This window comes from Streptomyces sp. NPDC059866 (assembly GCF_042731325.1).
Taxonomy (GTDB): Bacteria; Actinomycetota; Actinomycetes; order Streptomycetales; family Streptomycetaceae; genus Streptomyces; species Streptomyces flavusporus.
This window is the reverse complement of the sequence record NZ_JBHWJT010000027.1, coordinates 48,685-67,332: the sequence shown is the minus strand read 5'-3', so window position 1 is coordinate 67,332 and position 18,648 is coordinate 48,685. Positions and strand designations below refer to the sequence as shown.

Annotated in this window: 17 protein-coding genes and 2 pseudogenes; 6 read left to right on the top strand and 13 right to left on the bottom strand. The window is 69.6% G+C overall.

The window, feature by feature from the left end:
- Positions 1 to 12 precede the first annotated feature (12 nt).
- The 4 genes and pseudogenes from ACFV7R_RS34515 to ACFV7R_RS34500 form a co-directional block, all read right to left on the bottom strand.
- Positions 13 to 2,346 (bottom strand): glycoside hydrolase family 95-like protein, encoded by a 2,334-nt coding sequence (locus ACFV7R_RS34515; RefSeq protein WP_385270578.1) that lies wholly within the window; start codon positions 2,344 to 2,346, stop codon positions 13 to 15.
- Positions 2,347 to 2,518: 172 nt separating this feature from the next.
- Entirely contained in the window at positions 2,519 to 3,415 is an 897-nt protein-coding gene (locus ACFV7R_RS34510; protein ID WP_385270575.1) for a PfkB family carbohydrate kinase, read from the bottom strand.
- Between the two features lie 87 nt (positions 3,416 to 3,502).
- Positions 3,503 to 3,658 (bottom strand): annotated as a pseudogene (locus tag ACFV7R_RS34505) (RNA-guided endonuclease TnpB family protein); the annotation flags it as partial.
- Between the two features lie 269 nt (positions 3,659 to 3,927).
- A complete protein-coding gene (locus ACFV7R_RS34500) occupies positions 3,928 to 4,923 on the bottom strand; it encodes an amidohydrolase family protein (protein WP_385270572.1) in 996 nt (331 codons plus the stop codon).
- Between the two features lie 175 nt (positions 4,924 to 5,098).
- On the opposite strand from ACFV7R_RS34500, the gene ACFV7R_RS34495 reads away from it, so the two are divergent.
- The 4 genes and pseudogenes from ACFV7R_RS34495 to ACFV7R_RS34480 all read left to right on the top strand — a co-directional run bounded on the left by ACFV7R_RS34495 (position 5,099) and on the right by ACFV7R_RS34480 (position 9,631).
- The gene (locus ACFV7R_RS34495; RefSeq protein ID WP_385270570.1) at positions 5,099 to 5,845 is read left to right on the top strand and encodes a TetR/AcrR family transcriptional regulator; all 747 of its coding nucleotides are present in this window, start codon (positions 5,099 to 5,101) and stop codon (positions 5,843 to 5,845) included.
- 180 nt (positions 5,846 to 6,025) lie between these two features.
- Positions 6,026 to 6,564 (top strand): annotated as a pseudogene (locus tag ACFV7R_RS34490) (recombinase family protein); the annotation flags it as partial.
- A 346-nt stretch (positions 6,565 to 6,910) separates the two neighbouring features.
- On the top strand, positions 6,911 to 8,299 hold the full coding sequence (locus ACFV7R_RS34485; RefSeq protein WP_385270567.1) for a CoA transferase: 1,389 nt from the start codon (positions 6,911 to 6,913) through the stop codon (positions 8,297 to 8,299).
- A gap of 342 nt (positions 8,300 to 8,641) precedes the next feature.
- Complete coding sequence (locus ACFV7R_RS34480) at positions 8,642 to 9,631, top strand: phosphotransferase family protein (RefSeq protein ID WP_385270564.1); 990 nt, start codon at positions 8,642 to 8,644, stop codon at positions 9,629 to 9,631.
- 87 nt (positions 9,632 to 9,718) lie between these two features.
- On the opposite strand, the gene ACFV7R_RS34475 is transcribed toward ACFV7R_RS34480, so the two are convergent.
- Together ACFV7R_RS34475 and ACFV7R_RS34470 are read right to left on the bottom strand one after the other, a co-directional pair.
- Entirely contained in the window at positions 9,719 to 9,901 is a 183-nt protein-coding gene (locus ACFV7R_RS34475; protein WP_385270561.1) for a hypothetical protein, read from the bottom strand.
- Positions 9,902 to 10,050: 149 nt separating this feature from the next.
- Complete coding sequence (locus tag ACFV7R_RS34470) at positions 10,051 to 10,704, bottom strand: HAD family hydrolase (RefSeq protein ID WP_385270558.1); 654 nt, start codon at positions 10,702 to 10,704, stop codon at positions 10,051 to 10,053.
- Between the two features lie 580 nt (positions 10,705 to 11,284).
- Here ACFV7R_RS34470 and ACFV7R_RS34465 point away from each other — a divergent pair.
- Complete coding sequence (locus tag ACFV7R_RS34465) at positions 11,285 to 11,719, top strand: hypothetical protein (RefSeq protein WP_385270555.1); 435 nt, start codon at positions 11,285 to 11,287, stop codon at positions 11,717 to 11,719.
- A gap of 163 nt (positions 11,720 to 11,882) precedes the next feature.
- Here ACFV7R_RS34465 and ACFV7R_RS34460 read toward each other — a convergent pair whose 3' ends face one another.
- From ACFV7R_RS34460 to ACFV7R_RS34435, 6 genes are all read right to left on the bottom strand, one after another.
- Positions 11,883 to 12,374 (bottom strand): DUF6174 domain-containing protein, encoded by a 492-nt coding sequence (locus ACFV7R_RS34460; protein ID WP_385270552.1) that lies wholly within the window; start codon positions 12,372 to 12,374, stop codon positions 11,883 to 11,885.
- Positions 12,375 to 12,461: 87 nt separating this feature from the next.
- A complete protein-coding gene (locus tag ACFV7R_RS34455; RefSeq protein ID WP_385270549.1) occupies positions 12,462 to 12,605 on the bottom strand; it encodes a hypothetical protein in 144 nt (47 codons plus the stop codon).
- A gap of 80 nt (positions 12,606 to 12,685) precedes the next feature.
- Positions 12,686 to 12,811 (bottom strand): DUF1775 domain-containing protein, encoded by a 126-nt coding sequence (locus tag ACFV7R_RS34450; protein WP_385270666.1) that lies wholly within the window; start codon positions 12,809 to 12,811, stop codon positions 12,686 to 12,688.
- A gap of 753 nt (positions 12,812 to 13,564) precedes the next feature.
- The gene (locus tag ACFV7R_RS34445) at positions 13,565 to 13,744 is read right to left on the bottom strand and encodes a hypothetical protein (protein WP_385270546.1); all 180 of its coding nucleotides are present in this window, start codon (positions 13,742 to 13,744) and stop codon (positions 13,565 to 13,567) included.
- Positions 13,745 to 14,098: 354 nt separating this feature from the next.
- Entirely contained in the window at positions 14,099 to 15,205 is a 1,107-nt protein-coding gene (locus tag ACFV7R_RS34440; protein WP_385270543.1) for a sensor histidine kinase, read from the bottom strand.
- Positions 15,202 to 15,867, bottom strand: coding sequence for a response regulator (locus ACFV7R_RS34435; protein ID WP_385270540.1), 666 nt, complete (start codon positions 15,865 to 15,867; stop codon positions 15,202 to 15,204). The genes ACFV7R_RS34440 and ACFV7R_RS34435 overlap by 4 nt, the downstream gene beginning before the upstream one ends.
- 339 nt (positions 15,868 to 16,206) lie before the next feature.
- On the opposite strand from ACFV7R_RS34435, the gene ACFV7R_RS34430 reads away from it, so the two are divergent.
- Positions 16,207 to 16,899: a histidine phosphatase family protein gene (locus ACFV7R_RS34430; protein ID WP_385270537.1), complete on the top strand. Its 693-nt coding sequence runs from the start codon at positions 16,207 to 16,209 to the stop codon at positions 16,897 to 16,899.
- A 418-nt stretch (positions 16,900 to 17,317) separates the two neighbouring features.
- On the opposite strand, the gene ACFV7R_RS34425 is transcribed toward ACFV7R_RS34430, so the two are convergent.
- The gene (locus ACFV7R_RS34425) at positions 17,318 to 18,415 is read right to left on the bottom strand and encodes a LacI family DNA-binding transcriptional regulator (protein ID WP_051803924.1); all 1,098 of its coding nucleotides are present in this window, start codon (positions 18,413 to 18,415) and stop codon (positions 17,318 to 17,320) included.
- Positions 18,416 to 18,648: the final 233 nt, after the last annotated feature.

The window sequence follows — 18,648 nt, the reverse complement described above, 5'->3', positions numbered from 1 at the left end:
ATCCGGCCACGCTCAGATGAGGGGCAGCCCCCAGCGGGGCGCGTCCTCGTTCGGGCGTACGGGCGCGACAGTCGGGTCGGGCCGGTCGCCCCGCGCGGTGATCAGCGCCGACTCGCCCTTGCGCAGGGCGAGTCGGATGGCGCCGTCACCGGCATCGGAGTAGCGGAGGGGGCGGTCCCGCCCGTCCCGAACGTCGACCGATCCCGCGATCCCGTGCCGTACGACGCAGGGAGCGCCCGCCTCACTGACCAGTCGCACCCAACGAGTCGTACCGCCCTGACGGCGCGCGCTGAGCAGAAAGGCGCCCTGCGTACGGAAGTTGTGCACGGCCAGGTCCGCCCACGCGGCGGGCAGCGCGGGGAAGACCCTGATGATCCCGCCCCAGGACTGGCAGATCATGTCGTGCAGTGACTGGGCCGCCGACAGGGGCGTCTCGATGACCGGACCCGACTCCTTGTACATGGTGTTGGGTTGGATGAAGCGGGTCATCAGCTCACCGAGATACCGCAGTGCGTCCTCGCCCTTGCCGAGCAGCGCCGACATCGAGGCGGCCCCGGTGAAGGTGTAACCCTGCAGGGCGCCCTCGAAGCCCACCCAGTGCGCCAGTGACTTCTCGATCAGGGCGCGTTCGTCGGGGGTCCGGCCGGTCACCTCGTACAGCGGGTAGACCGCGAGGAGGTGAGAGTAGTGGCGGTGGGACTTCGCGAAGGGGATGTCCGCGCCGATCACGAAGCCGTTCGCGTCGGTCGGATACGGCACCAGCTTGGCCAGCACCTCGCGCCAGCGCGGCGCCAACACGTCGTCGATGCCGAGGAGTCCGGCGGCTTCGAGGAGAGTGCGGCAGCCCCAGGTGAGCAGCATCAGATCGTAGTTGCAGTCGCGTGAGTCGCCGCCGTACTCCGGGGAGAAGGTGGCGGGCAGGTGCAGTTTGCCGTCCGGGCCGCGCTCGAGGAAGTGCAGGTAGTAGTTGATCGCCTTGCGCAGGAGAGGGAACAGGACGTCCCGGAGGATCGACTTGTCCATCGTGTGGCGGTAGCTGAGCCAGACGTTGTGCAACGCCCAGGTCAGGTTGCCGACTTCGGGGGTCGGCGGGTTCTGGCCGGGGATGCCGACGCCGTAGCCCATCAGTGTGCTGGCCGCGCCATTGACCAGGTGGGGATCGGTGGTACGGGGGATACCGAGCGAATCGGCGCGGTACGGCTGCGTCACCTCGTTGGCGAGGTTGTCCCGGAACTCGCTCAACGCCCTGGTGATCGCGTCGAGTTCGAGGTGGTTGGAGCCATGGATGAGCCAGTACTCCAGCTGGGCGTTGAGGTTCCACCAGGTGTTGGGCCATGGCGTGGGCTCGAGCCAGGGTCCGCTCGTCGCCATGACAGGGGCGTCGCGGCGGGCGGCGGATGCTGCCTTGTAGAGCTGGATCCAGTAGAAACGCTGGATGCGGGCGTCGGGGAGGGAGAGGAAGCTCTTGCGGTAGTAGGCGTGCCACCATGCGCGGTGGGTCACTGCCAGGGCTGAATAGGGGAGCCGGTCCGCGGCGCGGACCGCCTTCAGGGCCTGCTCCAGGGCTGTGTTCTTCGGGTACGAGTGCGCGACGTGCACATACAGCGTCCGCGTCCGGCTCCTGGTCCGCTCCCGCCATGCGGTGACGTGCTGCCCGCCGGCCAGCAGCGGCTGCACGGCGGCGGTCGTCCCGTCGTGGTCGGCGACCTCGGCGGGCGGGTTGCCCTGGTAGCCGTCCGGCAGCGGCTTGAACGCCGCCCGCGGACTGATCGCGTCCGCCGGGTGGAACACCCAGCGGAAGCCGCTCTCGCCCTTGCTCGCGGTCACTTCCACGGCGAGGACCGAGCGGTCGTTGTGGACCAGGGCGCGCAGGGTCAGGGTGCCCTTGTCGGTGGTGAGCGTGCCGGTCAACTCGGCGTCATGCAGCGACAATCGCCAGTCGAGGCCGGTGATCGCGCCCACCGGCTCAAGTGTGAAGTACCCGATCGGCAGCCGAGCCAGGCCGAAGAGGGAACCGAACTCGGGGCGGTGGTCCTGCACTTCGGAGTGCTGGACGTTGAAGCGCACGGCCGTCGATGCGGCGCCCGGCTCGGCGTAGATCCCGGAACCGAGGAACCCGTTGCCGAGGAACGGGCCTTCGTACCAGGTCGTCGGCATCCGCTGCCAGACCAGGTCGGCGTCGTCGAGAACGGTGCGCCAGGGGTCGGCGGGAAGCACGGTGGCCTCGGCATGGTCAGCCGCGGTCGCCTGGGTGGTCAGGCCCGAGGTCAGCAGTACGCCGCCCAGAGCGGATCCGGTGGCGAGGACGGTACGTCTGGACGGATCGGGCGCGGAGGGAGAGGACACGTTTCCTCCAGACAGGTTCGATGAATCATCGGAGCTATCCCGTGATGCAACATAGAGACGAGGTAAAGGTGCGTCAATGCAGCGGGATAGATCCGATGTGTTGACTTCGGTACGCCAGGACTCGCGGCGGTCGGATCGACGAACTGCGGGGCTCCGTCGCCGGGGTGCGGCGTCACCCTCGCCGCATCCACGCGCGGGTGCCGAACGAGGAACACGCCCACGAGGCCACCGCGGCCGCGGCACGCAGGGCCTCGACGAAGCCTTGCGATGTCAAGCGGCCCTGAACCGCGAGGTGATGGGTGAGAGCCCCGTGCAGGACGTCACCCGCGCCCAGTGTGTCCGCCACCCGGACGGCAGGTACGTCCACCGTGCCGCTGCCGTCGGGCCCCGTCCACACGATGGGCTGCCCTCCCCGGCTGACCGCCGACCAGACGACCTCGTGCTCCCGCAGGAACCGCAGGGTGTCCGTCGGCGTGCTGGTGCCGGGCGGGTGGAAGTCGGCCGAGCAGACGGCCACGTCGATCGACGGCAGCAGGTTCTCGGTGCCGGCCTTCCAACTGCCCCCGTCGAGGACGGTCCGACGACCGGCGGCGCGCGCAGCGCGGGCGGCAGCCACGGCCAGCTCCATGTGGTGGCCGTCGAACTCGACGATGTCGCAGGCTGCCACCAAGGTGTCGAGGTCGTCGGGCGGGGCGAGCCGGTATCCAGTCGCATTGGTCGAGGCGACGGCACGGTCCCCGCTGGATGCGGTCACCAGAACCGAGGACACGGCGGGTGGCTCGGCCGAGTCGGCTGCCAGGTCCGACACCGTCACACCCAGCCGGTTCAGGTCCTGCGCGACCGCAAGTCCCAGCGGATGGGAGCCGATCGCGGTGAGCAACGTGGCCGCGCCGCCCAAGTGGGCGAAGGCCGCGGCCGCGTTCGCCGCCGGACCGCCTGCGGCCACCACCTGCTCACGAGCCGTCAGTTTCTCGTCGGCACCCGGCACATGGTCCACGAGCTGGATGACGTCCAGTGTGCACAAGCCGACGAACAGGCCTTCAGGGCGTCCCCGCGTCGTCGGCTCCACCCACCTGCACCTCCTCCTGCCTGGGTATCGGGTCAGTGCTTGAATTCTCTCCTGCCTTCGCTTGCGCTCAGGAAGGAGATTCCTGACTCAGGCTGCCTGGCCGCACGGCGTGCGGCCAGGTCTTACACCCTCAGCATCAGCCGGGTTGAGACCAGCCCGGACCAGCATCACGCGGGCGGAGTTCTTGTCTGTGGGCGAGACGGCTCCGCACACGGTGCAGGCATACGTTCTCTCCGGAAGTGGACGGTCTTCCGCCCAGGGGGCGGCCGGCCTCCTCACCGATGCTGACAGCCGCGGCCTGACCCCGCTGTTCTGGTCCCACGTGCGCCCGTACGGAGAGGTGAATCGACATGGCCGCCCGCCTCAGCCTCGCCGCGGCGGCCGCCGTACCCGCACCCCGGACCGCGCCGGACGACCAGCAGACGGCAGCCGGGGAGCGGTGGGCGAACCCGGGGTACCGGCCGTAAAGCCGCTACCCCGGGCACGGCCCGCCGGAACGATTCCGGCGAAGGTCAGGTGCTGTCTCTTTGGCCATGTGCAGATCGGCTGTCGACGTCCGTGGCGGTTGCGACATGACCGGTCAGCTTTTCCCAGTTGCCGGAACCGATGGCCGCCTTCTCCTCTTGGGTGAACGGCGCCTGCTCGAGGAACGACCGGGCGACCCCGCCGCTGGTGTCCAGGAAGGGGAAGCCGCCGGGTCGCGTCCCGAAGGTGTACGGGTAGTCGGTCGAGTACAGCATGCGGTCGGTGCCGACGACCTCCGCCGTCCACCGCAGGTACCGCTCGCTGACCGTGCCGCTTCCCGCCACCCAGAAGTTCCGGCGGAAGTAGTCGGCCAGGGGACGCTCCAGCTTCGCCATGTCCTGCAGGACCCCGATGTGGTCCAGGTAGAACAGGACGACCTCGCCCCAGTGCCCGGCGATCACCTGCAGGTCGGGGTGGCGGTCGAACACGCCGGAGAAGATCATCCGCAGGTACTGCACGCCCAGGTCGTAGTACCAGCCCAGCCCGGCGGTCGCGAGCGCACGGTCCACCCCGTTCGGCAGCCCCGCGTAGTAGGCGTCCTGCACCGCCTGTACCGGCGTCTGCGGGTGGAAGTGCAGCGGCACCCGCAGACGCTCGGCGGTGGTGTAAAGGTCGTCGAACTCCGGCGCGTCAGCCGGCTTGTCCCCCGTGCGCCCGTACAGCATGGCGCCACGGAAGCCGAGCTGCGTGACCGCGCGCTCCAGTTCGGCCGCGGCAGCTCCGGGCGACGGCGTGGGAATGGCCGCAAGCGCCTGGAAGCGCTGCGGGTGGGCGGCGACGACTTCGGCAAGCGTGTCGTTCGCCTCCCGCGCGACGCTCACGGCGTCCGCCGCCGCGAGGTTCTGCACGCCCGGTGTGGCCAGGGACAGCACCGCGACGTCCACGCCCTGATCGTCCATGTCGGCCAGGCGCCGATCGCCGACGTCTCGCAACCGCCGCGCGAACGGCTCGTCGCCATAGCCGAGCTGCGGTATCTGCGGCACTCCCGCCCTCGTCCATGCATCGAGCAGAACTGGCAGAACCACGTGTTCCTCAAGGCCTACGATGCGCAGTTTCTCAGGCACAGTGCGCTCCTCTCGTCTCGCTGTTTCCGACGATACGCCTAGGACGATAACATCGATATCATCAGTGGAACCAGCTTGGCGGTATCATCGATTCATGTCTGATGGTTCGAAGGCCGACGCCACGCCTGGCTCGGAGCCGGATGGTGCAGCCGACGCCCGCGAGGTCACCCGGCAGCGGGTTGTCGAGGCCGCGGCGGGCTTGCTCACGCGCGAGGGGCGCGACGCGGTGACCACCCGCGCGGTCGCGGCGGCCGCCGGGGCGCAGCCCCCTGCGATCTACCGCTTGTTCGGCGACAAGGACGGGCTCCTGGAGGCGGTGGCCGAGTACGGCTACGCCAGGTTCCTCGCGGCCAAGCACGTGGACGCCCATCCCGAGAACCCTGTCGAGGATCTGCGTGCGGGCTGGGACCTCGCCGTCGAATTCGGGCTCGCCAATCCGGAGCTGTACGCACTGATGTACGGCGAGCCCAAACAGGGCACGATGTCCGCCGCCTTCCAGGCCGGCATGCAGATCCTGCTGGGGCGCATCCGCCGCCTCGCCGCCGGCGGCTGGCTCCGCGTCGACGAGAAGCTGGCGGCCGCTCTCATCCACGCAACCGCGCGCGGCGCCGTGCTCACCTGGCTGTCGCTGCCCGAGGACCAGCGCGACCCGGCCCTGCTCACCGCCATGCGCGAATCCATGGTCACCGCCGTCACCCACGAGAAACCCGTCGTGCAAGACGCCGGCCCCGCCGGCGCCGCCCGAACCTTGCGCGCCCTCCTGCCCGAACAGACGGCGCTCAGCAGTGCGGAGCAACACCTGCTCGGCGAATGGCTCGACCGCCTCGCCGCGGACGGCTGAGGCGTGTCTCTCGGCGTGCTGAGCGGTTGATCGGAACCCCTATCCGGTCACGCTGATAAATCGACCGATTGATGAGCAAGGCCGGAAAGTGTAGGTGAAACCCACCGTTTTTGTACGATCTCGCGCGTGCAGCCACCCCAGAGCGACGACATCGACCTCCTCGTCGCCCCCGTTCCTGCCATGCAAGGCGCCCTCGTCGGGTACGCCCGCGTCTCGACCGAGGGACAGTTGCTCGACCGGCAGATCCACGCCCTCACCGAAGCGGGCTGCATCCGGATCTTCGCCGACAAGAACTCCGGTAAGAACGCCGAGCGCGAGGAACTCTGGAGGGCCCTCGACTACCTCCGCGAAGGCGATACCCTCGTCGTCCCGACGCTGGACCGCCTCGGCCGCTCCATCCAGGACCTCATCGCCATCGTCTCCGGCCTGCGCAAGCGCGGCATCGGCTTCACCTCACTGCACGAGGCGCTGGACACCACCACCCCCGGCGGGCGCCTGGTCTTCCATGTGTTCGCCGCCTCGCGGAGTTCATCCGCGAACTCATCATCCAGGGGACCAACGAGGGCCTGGACGCCGCCCGTGCCCGCGGCGCCCGGCTCGGCCACCCGCCGGCCCTGACCGAGGAGCAGATCCGTCACGCCCGTGACTTGCTCGCTCGTCAGGGGAACACCGTCACGTCGATTGCGAAGCTGCTGGGTGTCTCCAGGAACACCATCTACAAGTACGTGGCCGAGCTGAAGGGCGGTCGGCTTGCGCTTGCCGAGGCGACGGCCGCGGCCGAACTGCCCCGCCCTACGCAGTCGACGGAGTGGGCGAGACGCCGTTTACGGCTGGTGACACGGTTCTTACCAGCACCCCTTGATCCCCGTGGGTTCAGGGAAACCGAAGGTCCTTCAGCGCGAACCCATGGGTCCACCGCTGTGCCTCAGGTCGATGCATCCGTGGGTTCGGCTGGAACATGAGGACTGCACCTCAACACGGGATGTCGCACACAGTACGTCGGGCTCCGGGTGCGTGGCACCCGGGCCCTTCCCCGCAGGTGGCACTTAGTGCCACATTGCTGCTATGGACTCTCCAATTCCGACAGGGACAGCGCAGGCTTGGGCGGCACTGGGTGCCGATCCTTCTCTGCTCGACCGGGTGGCCTACGGCGGTCCGTCCGGAGGACTGCCGGCGCGTCTGCCCGTCATGGAGCTGGCGCGGGCCACCGTCGCGGTGTGCTCGCTCGCGGCAGGCGAGCTCGCCTCCGTACGCACGGGGCGGCCCGTGCCCCGGGTGAGGGTCGACGACGAGGCGGTCGCAACGGCGTTCCTCAGCGACCGGCTGGTGCGGGTCGATGGGCAGGCGTGGTCGACTTTCGCGCCGCTGTCCCGGTTCTGGCGGGCGGCCGACGGATGGGTCCGTACGCACGCCAACTACCCACACCACCAGGCCCGGCTGCTCGCGGCTCTCGGGGTGCCGGAGGATGCCAGCGAGGATGCGGTGGACGCGGTGGCGGGGGCGATCGCGGGGCGTACCGCGCTGGAGGTGGAGGAGACCGTGTACGCGGCAGGAGGTCTGGCCGTCGCAGCACGCGGCCCCGAGGAGTGGGCCACGAGCGAGCAGGGGAACTTGGTCGCCAGGCAGCCGCTGCTGACAATGGCGCGCGTCGGCGACGCACCGGACCGGGTCTTCGCTGACGCCGCGCTGCCGTGCGCGGGGCTGCGCGTCCTGGATCTGACCCGGGTGCTCGCCGGGCCTGTCGCCACCCGGACGCTCGCGCTGCTCGGCGCGGACGTGCTGCGGATCGACGCCCCACAGCTGCCGGAAAGTCAGGAAGCCCACAACGACACGGGGATGGGGAAGCGCTCGACCACCCTGGACCTGGATGACTCCACAGGGCGCCGGGTCTTCGAGGAGTTGCTCGACGAGGCGGACGTGGTGGTCACTGGTTACCGGCCGGGCGCGCTGGACCGGTTCGGGTTGACGCCCGAGGCGCTCGCCGGGCGCCGTCCGGGTCTCGTGATCGCCCAGCTGTCCGCGTGGGGCCGTTACGGGCCGTGGCACGAGCGGCGCGGCTTCGACAGCCTGGTCCAGGTGGCCACCGGCATCGCCGAGCTGGAGGGCTCGCCGGACTCGCCCGGCACGCTGCCCGCCCAGGCGCTCGACCACGGCACGGGCTATCTGCTGGCGGCCGGGGTGCTGCACGCGCTCACCGAGCAGCACCGCACGGGCGGTACCCGACTGGTCCGCCTGGCCCTGACGCAGACCGCGCACTGGCTCATCCACGACCTGACCCCCGCTCCGGGCAAGGATGACGGCTTCGACGCCGGGCGTCGGCTGACCGAAACCGACAGCCCCATGGGGCGACTGCGGCACGCGCTGCCGGCGGTGTCATACGAGGGAGGCCCAGTGAACTGGGCACGCCCGCCGGGCCTATGGGGCACGGACGCCCCGGTCTGGGTCGGCGCCTGACGAGAACTTTCGGAGCGATGCGCCCGTCAGACCGATGCGCCCGTGTCACCGACCGTGCGACACCCATGAGTTCTCCCGAGACCCTCACCTTGACCCTGGCCGTGGACCGATCAGACACAGTGAGAAATCTTCAGGAATCCTGAGGTTGCATCAGGTAGCGAAGAACCACCGCAGAAGGGACGAAACTCCTGGCCACGAGGTTGTCGGCTCCAAGGTGCTCAGGAGAACTCACGGGATGTCGCACACTTGGCGCGGCCGAGCGGTGGTCACCATTGCCTGGCAGGCGCGTGGGCTCGAGGCGCGGGCCGTGCAGTGTCGCTGGTGTCGAAGCGGGGAGTGGGCGTGGAGAGCATCACGAAGAACCGGCAGTCGCCGGAGGTTCTGCGGGCCATGGTCGAGCGGGCCTATGGTCCGGACCGAGCGCCTGACGGCGAGGGGTGGGTGAGCGAGCTGGGGCATGGCTGGTTCAACGTCGCCTACCGGATACGGCTGCGCGACGGCTATGAGGTCGTCCTGAAGATCGCGCCTCCGGCTGCGGTGGAAGTGATGACCTACGAGCAGGGCGCGATGGGGATCGAGCTGGCGGCGCTGGACCTGATCGGCAGGCACACAGCCGTGCCGGTCCCCCGCGTCGACTTCGCCGACCGGAGCCGCGAGCTGTGCGACGCGGACTGGTTCTTCATGCCGTTCGTCGGCGCCGACAACCTCGGTATCGTCGGCCCCGAACTGCCGGCGCAGGACCTGGCCGGATACAAGGAGCAGGTGGGCGCGGCCAACCGTCGGATCAACTCCATCCGCAGTACGGCGTTCGGACCGCTGGCCGGCCCGGGAGACACCTCCTGGCGACGGGTTTTCACGAACATCGTCGAGGACGTCCTGATCGACGGCGAACGCCGCCGGGTCGACCTGGGCTGGGACTACGACACGGTGCGCGAGGTACTGGCCGAGCACTCCGCGAGCCTGGACGGGGTGAGCGAGCCACGGCTGGTGGAGTGGGATCTGTGGGACGGCAACGTCATGGTCCGCGACGGGAAGATCGCGTGCGTCATCGACCACGAGCGGGCCTTCTTCGGTGACCCGCTCATCGAGGTCGGGTTCGCAGGCACGCAGATGGCTGCTGCCTTCGGCGACTCCACGCACTTCGTGCGCGGCTACGGACACCCTCCACTGACCGAGACCGAGAGCGTGCGCCGCCGCCTGTACTGCCTGCACCTGGCGCTCATCATGGTGATCGAGACCGTCTACCGCGGCCACACCGACACCACGCAGTACGACTGGGCGCGCGAGCGGCTGACCGAAGTCATGGCCCTGCTGGGCCGCACCCGCCGGTGAAAGCGTCTCTGATCAGCTGAGCGATCCAAGGTAGATCACCGTGGCGCCGGCTGCGATGGCCTGATCCACGGCCCGGCGGGCAGCAGCTCACGCAAGGGCGTCGTTGAGGTGCGATCTGCGGTCGGACACGTGCCGCATCTCGCCGCGCAGCGCGTCCGGCTCGGTGGCGAGCGTGTGGTGGTCGCGGTCACCAATGAGCCGTACGTACTGGTCGGCCTTGGCGTGCAGTCGCTCCGACAGGCGGCGCAGCCGGTGCTGCTCGGCCGGCACTCCGGCGGCCTGGAACTGGGCGCCGTGCCCGGGGCGATGATCTGCCCGTCGTCGTGGAGCCGTACGGTCCCGGCCGACAGCAGAGTGCCATAGCGAACAACGCTGCCATCAGGGGACGTCGCGGCACACCATCGCCCGTGGCCGGGACATCAGCCGCCTCCCTGCGAACGGTCGGCATCCCCCTGTGGGCCGGACACGAAGGCCAGGATGTGAGGGACTGCCTCGCGGAGACTGACGAAGTGGCGGTGCACCCCCTCCACCGCGACATCGGCGTTCACGCCCCACACCGTCATCCCGGCCCGCAGCCCGGACTGCACCCCGGACGGGGCGTCCTCGATGACCAGACAGTCTCCCGGCTCGGCACCCAGCCGCGCAGCGGCCCGCAGATAGGGCACAGGAGAGGGCTTGCCCTCCTCCACGGCAGCCGCGTCCACGATCACGTCCGGCACCGGCAGGCCCGTCCGCAGGAAACGGCCGCGCACCCGGTGCTCGTAGTTCGAGGTCACCAAGGCCCAGACCTGCGGCGGCAGGCAGTTCAGCAGCTCCGACGCGCCGTCGAAAGCCGCATAGATGCCGGACCGGACGTCCTCGTCCTCCAGCTCGTGCAGCGTGGCCAGGCACTCGCGCGGATCACGCTCCGCAGCGACCTGCGCGAACGTCTCCATCGGCCGTGTCCGCAGAGCAACCCGGTAGACCTCCTCCGCGTCCAGCCCGTACCGCACCGCCCAGGTTCCCCAGACCCGGCGCTGGTTGCTCACCGCGTCGATCAACGTGCCGTCGACATCGAACAGTACGTACCTCATGCGGCCCGGCCGCCCAGGTTCACCTGTCACGCATCGATCATGCCAGGCGACGAGTAGGGGATTTGGGGGACAGCTCTTGGTCCGGAGCGGATCGATGCGCTCGAAGCGCGCGCCGGTCAGCGACTCGAACCGGGTTATCGGTTGCTGTTGCTGACGGACGGAATGGACGCATTTCAATTGACCATGCCGAGGGCCGGGGCCCGCAAGCTCATCGAGGAGCTGAAGGACGGCGCTCCATCCGCACGACCACTCCAGCCGCCGGTGGCGTAATGGTCGCGGGCCAGGCGGCGGACGGCCCACACCGCTTCGGGGCCGGCGACCCAGTGGACCGCGGTCTGCCGTACGGCGAATGCCCGTACGGCGAGAGACGCCTGCTTGAGCGCAGCTCTGTGGGGCGGTGTCCCGGCCGTCCCACGGGTCCTTCGGTGCCATGGGGGTGAACGGCCACCGGCGTTCACCCGTATCCCCTTGTTGAGTAACTCCGCCCCTGGTCCTCGGGCGGGCGCGACCGATCCGGAGAGGCAACGTGCCGCAGCAGCAACCGCGAGTCATAAACCGCCCCCTGTCCACCGCTCGCCTGGTGCGCGGCGCCGCAGTGGCCGGCAGCCTGGCGCTCCTTCCCCTGGTCAGTGCCTGCAGCGGAGGCAAGGAGAACGTGGCGGCGGACAGCAAGCCGTCGATATCGTCCGCCCCCGCGGCCGGGGTGGTGGCGCCGGCGAAGGTCGAGGTGATCGCCGGCCTGACCGGCTGCAAGGCCAAGATCCGCGTCGAGGCGGAGGAACTGCGCCAGGGCCTGTGCCACACCGAGAAGGCCGACTACCTCATCACCACCTTCCCCGAGGAGAAGTACAAGCAGACGTGGCTGGACGAGGCCAGCGTGTACGGGGGCAAGTACCTCGTCGGCTCGCGCTGGGTCGTCGCCGCAAAGCCGCAGATGCTGGAGCAGTTCCGTACGAAGCTCGGCGGAACCATCAAGCAGTTGCGCGGCATGGGCCCCACGCCGAGTGGGTCGTAGCGACTGAGCCATCGCCACGCTGCTTCACGCACACGGCTTCACGCCGGGCCGCCTGCGCCCAGGCGGCCCGGACCGGATCCGACCCCGGCGACACCGCCGTCCCCAGACGGCCTCCCACCCGGGTCACGGGGGAGTGCTGCGGCTGTCGCGTCCATGGCGGGCGTCAACGGGTGCGCGGCTCGTAGGCAGTGATGACGTACAGAGCCTCGTCATCGATCGCGTTCTTCTCCCAGTCCAGCGAGATCCGCACCGGGTGGCCGTCGGCCGCGTACTCCGCTTCAGCCGTGTCCGCCCCGTCGCGCCGGGCCTGCTCCAGTTGCCCCAACAGCTCACGGAGGGTGGGCACTTCAGCGGGCGCCTGACGGACCACCCGGCGGCCGGAGTCGTCGAGGCCGACCGCCTCCGCCACCTTGCCGTCGCGCACCGTGACCCGGAAGGCCCCCAGCAGTGTTCGTTCCCCTTCCGTCGACTGCAATGTGTACGTGTAGGAGTCGGGCTCTTCCCAAGCGGCCGTGCTGTGCGCGCTCGCAGGCTTCGTCCCGGACACCTCGGCCGACGACGAGGAACCAGTGCCACAGGCGGCGGTCGCCGACATCACCCCCCCGATCAGCACAACGGCGGGCACGAATCGGGGGGTTCTGCGTACGGCGGTCATGGCGGAGGTCCTCTCAGGCGGCTACCGCTATGACGCCGACCGGCCGGGGAACGTTCAGGAACCCGTCCGTGCCCCGGCGACCGCGGATCAGCCTTGCAGCGTGGCGTTCCGGCGCCTTCCGATCCACCATGCGCCACCACCGAGGACGGCCGGCGCCACCACAACCCCGCCGACGATCAGTCCGGCCGAGCCGCCTTCGTCCTCCTTGTCCGCGGCGGGAGAGGACGACACGGTGGCCGACGGCGTAGGGCTTGAGGTCTCGCTCTCAGTGAGGCCGGGGCTGATCGGGGTCGCGCCGGGGGCGGCGTCCTTCAGCTTGAGGACCGGGCGGGTTGTTCCGGCTCCTCGCCTCCGCCGGGCAGTTCGATCCAGCGGGAGACCTGGCCGTCGCTGTAGGTCTCGACCGTTTTGAACGCGAGCTCCTTGGCATCCGGCAGCTGCCGGACCCTGACCTTGCATTCGGCGTCGGAGACGAACGTCAGGGTGACGTTCTCCGCGAGGGCCTGCGGGATGTCGGCCTCGGCCGAAGCGGTACATGGACGAAGACACAGGTCCTCTGCGCACCAGCACGTGCGCCCGCGTCTGAGTCCGAGCCTCTTCCAGAGGGGAAGCGGCCGATGAGCCGTACGGAGGGCGGCTCGGGTACGGCAGCACCCGTGGGGGACCGCATCACCCGGGCCAGGACGTCAGCCGCCATCGCCCGCACAGTCCGAGCAGCGGACAGGGCACCGGCAACCGCCGTGTCGGCCCGCTGAAGCAGCCAGGCCGCCGCGAGGGCGGCAGCGACATGCCCGGCGGTCATGGCGGCCCCGGCGTGATGCCAGGCGTGGCCGTCTCCCCTCACCGCTCCTGAGCGACCGGCATGGGCCGCATGGCCGGACTCTGCGTGACGCGCGCCTCCCACCACCGTCAGCGCAGTGTGCAGCACGGCCTGCGCCGCGAGCGTGCATCCGATGACCGTCGGCGGGGCCGTAGGACGATGGGCAAACGGCCGTACAACGCCGAACCGGACGGCGGCGAAGGCAGCCACCAGGCGCCATGGCACCGGCCCCTCGGCGACCGAGTGATGGCCGACAGCCGCGAGCACGCTGCCCACGAGCGCGAACCGCCCGGCCCGGACACATGCCTCCGCATGACTCCTACGACGCGCTCGCCGAGCAGCGCTGCGGCCGCCGTAAGCCGTCACCCGATCACCCGGCACGGTCGCCGGACCTCCTCTCTCGCGTGACCTTGTGCCAGACGGAACTGCGGATCGCATCGGCGAGCCGCTCGGGTACGCCGATGGAGACGTGGACGTACGGCGTGGGATCGTCCGGGTCGACCACCCACCGCGGTCCGACGAAGACCCCGGCCCGACCCGTGACCGCCACCAGGGGACCTGCCTACGACGAACGCCTTATCGCCGCCCTGGTCCTGGCGGGTCACTGCCCTCCTCTTCGGACTCTCCAGGGCCACGGTCTACCTGCCCCACGGTCCGATCGTCGCCCTCATCGCCCTGAGCGCCGTACCTTCCGGAACGCAGAATCGCCCTGGCGGCGATTCTGCTTCCCCTGCCCCGCTACGCGGGAGCGGGCATTCATCCCGGCCCTGAAGGACCGGGCACCCTGCCCGAAAGCAAGGTGGACTGCATGGCGGTGACCGCGGGGACAAGCCCCGGCGGACGTGGCCGGGGCTCCGTGCCACGACCGATCCCCCGGGCGCTGCTCATGGGGGTCTCTTCTCGGTCACCGTGCCTTTTTGACCGGCAGTTCCAGGCGAAGCTGGTAGCCGCCGTCGGCGGTGGGGCCGGAGGTGACGGTGCCGCCGAGGAGGGCGGCGCGCTGTCGCAGGGCGACCAGGCCGTAATGCGCGCTGGGCAGGGGGACGGCGGGCCGCGTGGGCGCGCTGTTGCTGACCGTGACGCGGACGGCGTTGTCCTCGTAGGAGGCGCGCACGGTGGCGGTGGCCCCGGGGGCGTGTTTGCGTACGTTGGTCAGCGCTTCCTGGACGGTGCGATAGACGGCGCGCTGCAGGGTCGGTGGAAGGCCGCCGGGCAGGTCCGTCGTCAGGTGGGCGTCGATGCCGCTGCTGTCGATCAGCCGCCGCAGGTCGGTCAGGGACGGCTGCGGAGTCAGTTCCGTAGGGCGGCTGCGCGAGTCGCGCAGCACGTTGACCATGTGCCGCAGTTCGTCCAGCGTCTGCACGCTCAGCCGCCGTATCGTGGCTGCGGCTTGCTTGGCCACGGTGTCCTGCGTGCCGACCTGCAGTGCCCCGGCCTGCACCGCGATCAGGCTGACCTGGTGGGAGACCACATCATGCATCTCGCGGGCGAGCTGGGCGCGTTCCTCGGCCAGGACAGTCTGCGCGCTCAGCCTGCGCTCGTGGTCGCGCGCCTGTGAGATCTCGGCGAGCCGCAGGGACAGGTCCCGCCGGGCCTGAACGAGCTGGCCGAGGAAGACGGGAGCCGCAGCCGTTGCCGCGGTATAGCCGAGGGCGATCAGGCCCGAGGGGCTCCAAAGGTCGAGTTGCGGGGACGGCGACCACTCGATCATGTCGCTGAGCGTGAGCGCCAGGCCGCAGACGGCCAGGAGAGTCCGCCGCCGGGTGAATGTGGCGAGGGTGTACAGCGCCGCCAGAGAGGCGAAGATCGCGCTCGTGAGCAGGACGGCGGGCAAGGTGAGCAGGAAGACGAGCAGCGGAAAACGCTGACGAAGCACAAGCAGGCAGGCGGCGGCCAGTGCCAAGGCCAGGCTCAGCGGCTCGTCCGGGGCGACATGTACCCAGACATCAAGCAGTGCTGCGGCGACGAACGCAGTGTTCCGCAGTGTGCGGGCCGTGGGGCGGGGAATCATCCCGGCTCCGGGTCGCTGCACGGCTTGAGCAGTCCGGCCCGTTCGGCGACCACGACCGCCTGGACGCGGCTGCTGACCTCCAGCTTGGTGAGGATGGCGCTCACATGGTCCTTCACCGTACCGGTGCTCAGGTGCATCCGGGCGGCGATGTGCGCGTTGGACAGTCCCTGGGCGATCAGGACGAGCACGGCGCGTTCGCGGTCGGTCAGCCGGTCGACACCGTGCGTGGCAGGTGTCTGGCCGCCGGCCTCGAGGTATCCGTCCACGACCGTCCGCGTGACCTTGGGCGCCAGGACGGTCCCCCCGTCGGCCAGGGCGCGCACGAGGAACGGCAGCTCCTCCGGGTCGGTGTCCTTGAGCAGGAAGCCTGCCGCGCCGCAGCGCAGGGCCGTGGCCACGTACTCGTCCATGTCGAACGTCGTGAGCATGGCCACCACCGGGGGCTGCCGCAGTCGAGACAGATCGGCGAGGACGGTGAGTCCGTCCACGTCCGGCATACGGATGTCCAGCAGCACGACATCAGGGTGGGTCTCCTGCGCCACCTGGACAGCTTCTCCCCCCGGAACCGCCCCCACGACCTCGATCTCGTCGGCGGCGTCCAGGATGCATCTGAACCCCGTACGGATCAGCGCCTCGTCGTCGACCACCAGTACCCGGATCATGCGTGCTCCCACTCACCATCGGGTCACTGTCCGTCGTACCACGTCGACAAGCGCCCCGCTTGCCCACGCCGAGACCGGCCAGGTGGCGGGGCCGGAGCCAGCCAGTCGGCGGGGGCGTTCCGGACTCCTGCCGGATGGATATGGCAGGAGGTTTCGCGAAGCCTGAGAACGTGACGCGCAACGTGTCGACCGCCGCGCTCCGGGAGACGGCGCCGGTGGCCGTGGTCGACCGCTTGCTGCCGCCGGAGGGACGTCACCACCGCCGCTGATCCGAAGCGACCTGGCGGTGTCGCACCCTCCGGTGTCAGGCAGGAGCAAACCGAACAGGAGGGCAGCCGCATGACGATTCGCCTGACAGTTCTGGGCATGCACCCCTCAGCTGCATCCGCAGATGCGATCTTCGGCCACGCCCCACTCAGTGAGTACGATCTCCACGAGACAGGCGCCGCCCTGGCAGCGCTTCCGCCCCAGTCGTCGGCCACGCGGTCGCCTTCCACCCGCTGCGCGCTCACCGCCGCATTCCTCGGGCTGAAGGCCACAGCCGAGCCGGCACTGCGCGACATCGACTACGGCACATGGCGCGGCCGCACCCCGGCCGAAATCGTCGCCGCAGACCCGCACGGATACAGCGCCTGGCTCACCGACCCGGATGCCGCACCACACGGGGGCGAAACCGTACGCCAACTCTGCCGACGGACCGCGAACTGGCTCAGCAGCCTGCCCCCTGAGACAGGCCGAGCCTTGGCCATCGTCGAGCCGGCTGTTGTCCAGGCCCTGCTCGTCCATGCCCTGTCCGCACCAGCACGAGCCTTCTGGAAACTTGAGGTACCGCTCCACTGCACAGTCTGTCTGACGCGGCGCGACGGCGTCTGGGACAGCACGTGGACCGCTACCCCGTACTGCCCCAGGACCCGTGCGAGCGGTGCGGGCCGGCCCCGCACCGGCCAGACCGGCGTCGTTCGCGCCGGCACCCCGCAGGAGGACGGCAGGCACCGCCCGGACTACCGGATCGACCTCGCGCTGCGGTCTTAGTAGCTGTTGTCTTTCCGATCTTGAGAGATGCGCGTCGAACGGGAGTCCCGATTAGGTGGTCCTGGGTGCTTGGGGGCGCGTTCGCATCCCGCGGATCCGGGGTGACCCCCGTGCCGACGGTGTTGCCGCCGTCCGGAGCCAGCACCGTGTTGACCCGCCTGCGGGCGATCGCCCACTCCTGCCATTCCAGCTCGGCCGCGGCCAGCTCGGCCTGGATACGGCAGCCTCCTCACGCAGCCCGTCGACTCGACGGCGAGCGGCGAACTCGTACTGTTTCCAGTAGCCCGACCCCGACGGCATTCGAGGCCTCCCGCCGAGCGACAACACAACAGGCCACAGCTCCCACGGAATCACCGACCCCAAGCTTGACCAGCTGAAACGCCGTCCTCAAGTTCGGCAAGCCAACAGCCACCCACCCTTACCGCTTCAGGGGCGGCGGCGCCGTGCTGCTTCTGACCACCAGGCGGGTGGGAACGATGTCCGTGCCGGATCGGGGGACGTCGTGTTCGTGGATCTGCCGCAAGACCTCCTGGGCACTTTTCCGGCCCACCTCGGCGAAGTCCTGGTGGACGGTGGTCAGGGGCGGGGCGAAGTGGGCGGCATCGGGGAGGTCGTCGAAGCCGACCACGCTGATGTCGCCGGGGACGGCCTTGCCTCGTTCTTGGAAGGCGTGCAGGAGACCGAGTGCCATCTGGTCGTTGGAGGCAAACACCGCGGTGCAGTCCGGCTCTTGTGCGAGTTCGAGGCCGGCCGCGTAGCCCGATTCGGCGGTCCAGTCGCCGTGCAGGGGCGGTGGCACAGGCCGTCCGGCTTCCTCGAGCACGGTCTGCCATGTCTGGGCTCGGCGCTGGCTTGCGTACGACGTCTCCGGACCGGTCACGTGCCAGACGGTCTCATGTCCGAGTTCCAGCAGGTGGCTGATGGCCTCTCGGGTGCCGCCGGCCTGGTCGGTATCGACCACGCGATAGCGGTCTCCGGCGTCGGAGTCCACGACGACCACGCGCACGCCGGGCGGCAGCTTCACGGTTCCCGCGTCAAGCAGGTGGACCTCGATGAAGACGATGACTGCGTCGACGGCCAGTTCACCCATCCGGGTGAAGGCGCCCAGCACACTGTCCTGGGTCGGAATATCGACGGGGATCACCGTGATCGCGTATCCCTCGGCCGCGGCCTGGGCCGCGATCGCTTGCACGGTGTCGCTGTGGCCGGTGGCGGAGAGGCTGTGGAGGATCACGCCGATGGTCTTGAACTGCCCGTACCTGAGGGCGCGCGCGGCACTGTTGGGCCGGTAGCCCAGTTCCCGCATCGCGGCCTGCACCCGCTCCCGGGTCGAACCGATCACGCTGGGATGGCCGTTGGCCACCCTGGACACGGTCTGACGTGAAACGCCGGCAAGCGCGGCGACGTCGGCCCTCGTGACGTGCTGCCTGTGGCGCCCGCCCGGTACGGCCGAACCGACTTGCTGTGCGCCCACCGCAGGACCAGGATCCTGCTGTCCCGGCTCACTCAGGTCCATCGAGCCTTCGCTCCTGTCTGTCCACTCGTCGCCGTCCGCTGAAGGCTCGGGCGGAAGTTTTAACGTGCGAGAAACCTTGACCTCCCACTGTGACGGGTGCCACGCTACCGCATCATGTTCACGTGACCAACCGCCTGCGGGCTGAATGGTCACGTGAACAAGGTTCGGATCGGTGCGCTGAGCCGGACTCGATGTTCACGTGACCACGCAGTGTGGTCAGCGTTCGCGCAGCA

What these genes read in the sequence shown, in the direction of transcription:
- ACFV7R_RS34495 (WP_385270570.1), top strand. Translation starts at nt 5,099, where the DNA reads ATGTCTGATGGTTCGAAGGCCGACGCCACGCCTGGCTCGGAGCCGGAT.
- ACFV7R_RS34485 (WP_385270567.1), top strand. Translation starts at nt 6,911, where the DNA reads ATGGACTCTCCAATTCCGACAGGGACAGCGCAGGCTTGGGCGGCACTG.
- ACFV7R_RS34470 (WP_385270558.1), bottom strand. Translation starts at nt 10,704, where the DNA reads ATGAGGTACGTACTGTTCGATGTCGACGGCACGTTGATCGACGCGGTG.
- ACFV7R_RS34460 (WP_385270552.1), bottom strand. Translation starts at nt 12,374, where the DNA reads ATGACCGCCGTACGCAGAACCCCCCGATTCGTGCCCGCCGTTGTGCTG.
- ACFV7R_RS34440 (WP_385270543.1), bottom strand. Translation starts at nt 15,205, where the DNA reads ATGATTCCCCGCCCCACGGCCCGCACACTGCGGAACACTGCGTTCGTC.
- ACFV7R_RS34435 (WP_385270540.1), bottom strand. Translation starts at nt 15,867, where the DNA reads ATGATCCGGGTACTGGTGGTCGACGACGAGGCGCTGATCCGTACGGGG.
- ACFV7R_RS34430 (WP_385270537.1), top strand. Translation starts at nt 16,207, where the DNA reads ATGACGATTCGCCTGACAGTTCTGGGCATGCACCCCTCAGCTGCATCC.
- ACFV7R_RS34425 (WP_051803924.1), bottom strand. Translation starts at nt 18,415, where the DNA reads ATGGACCTGAGTGAGCCGGGACAGCAGGATCCTGGTCCTGCGGTGGGC.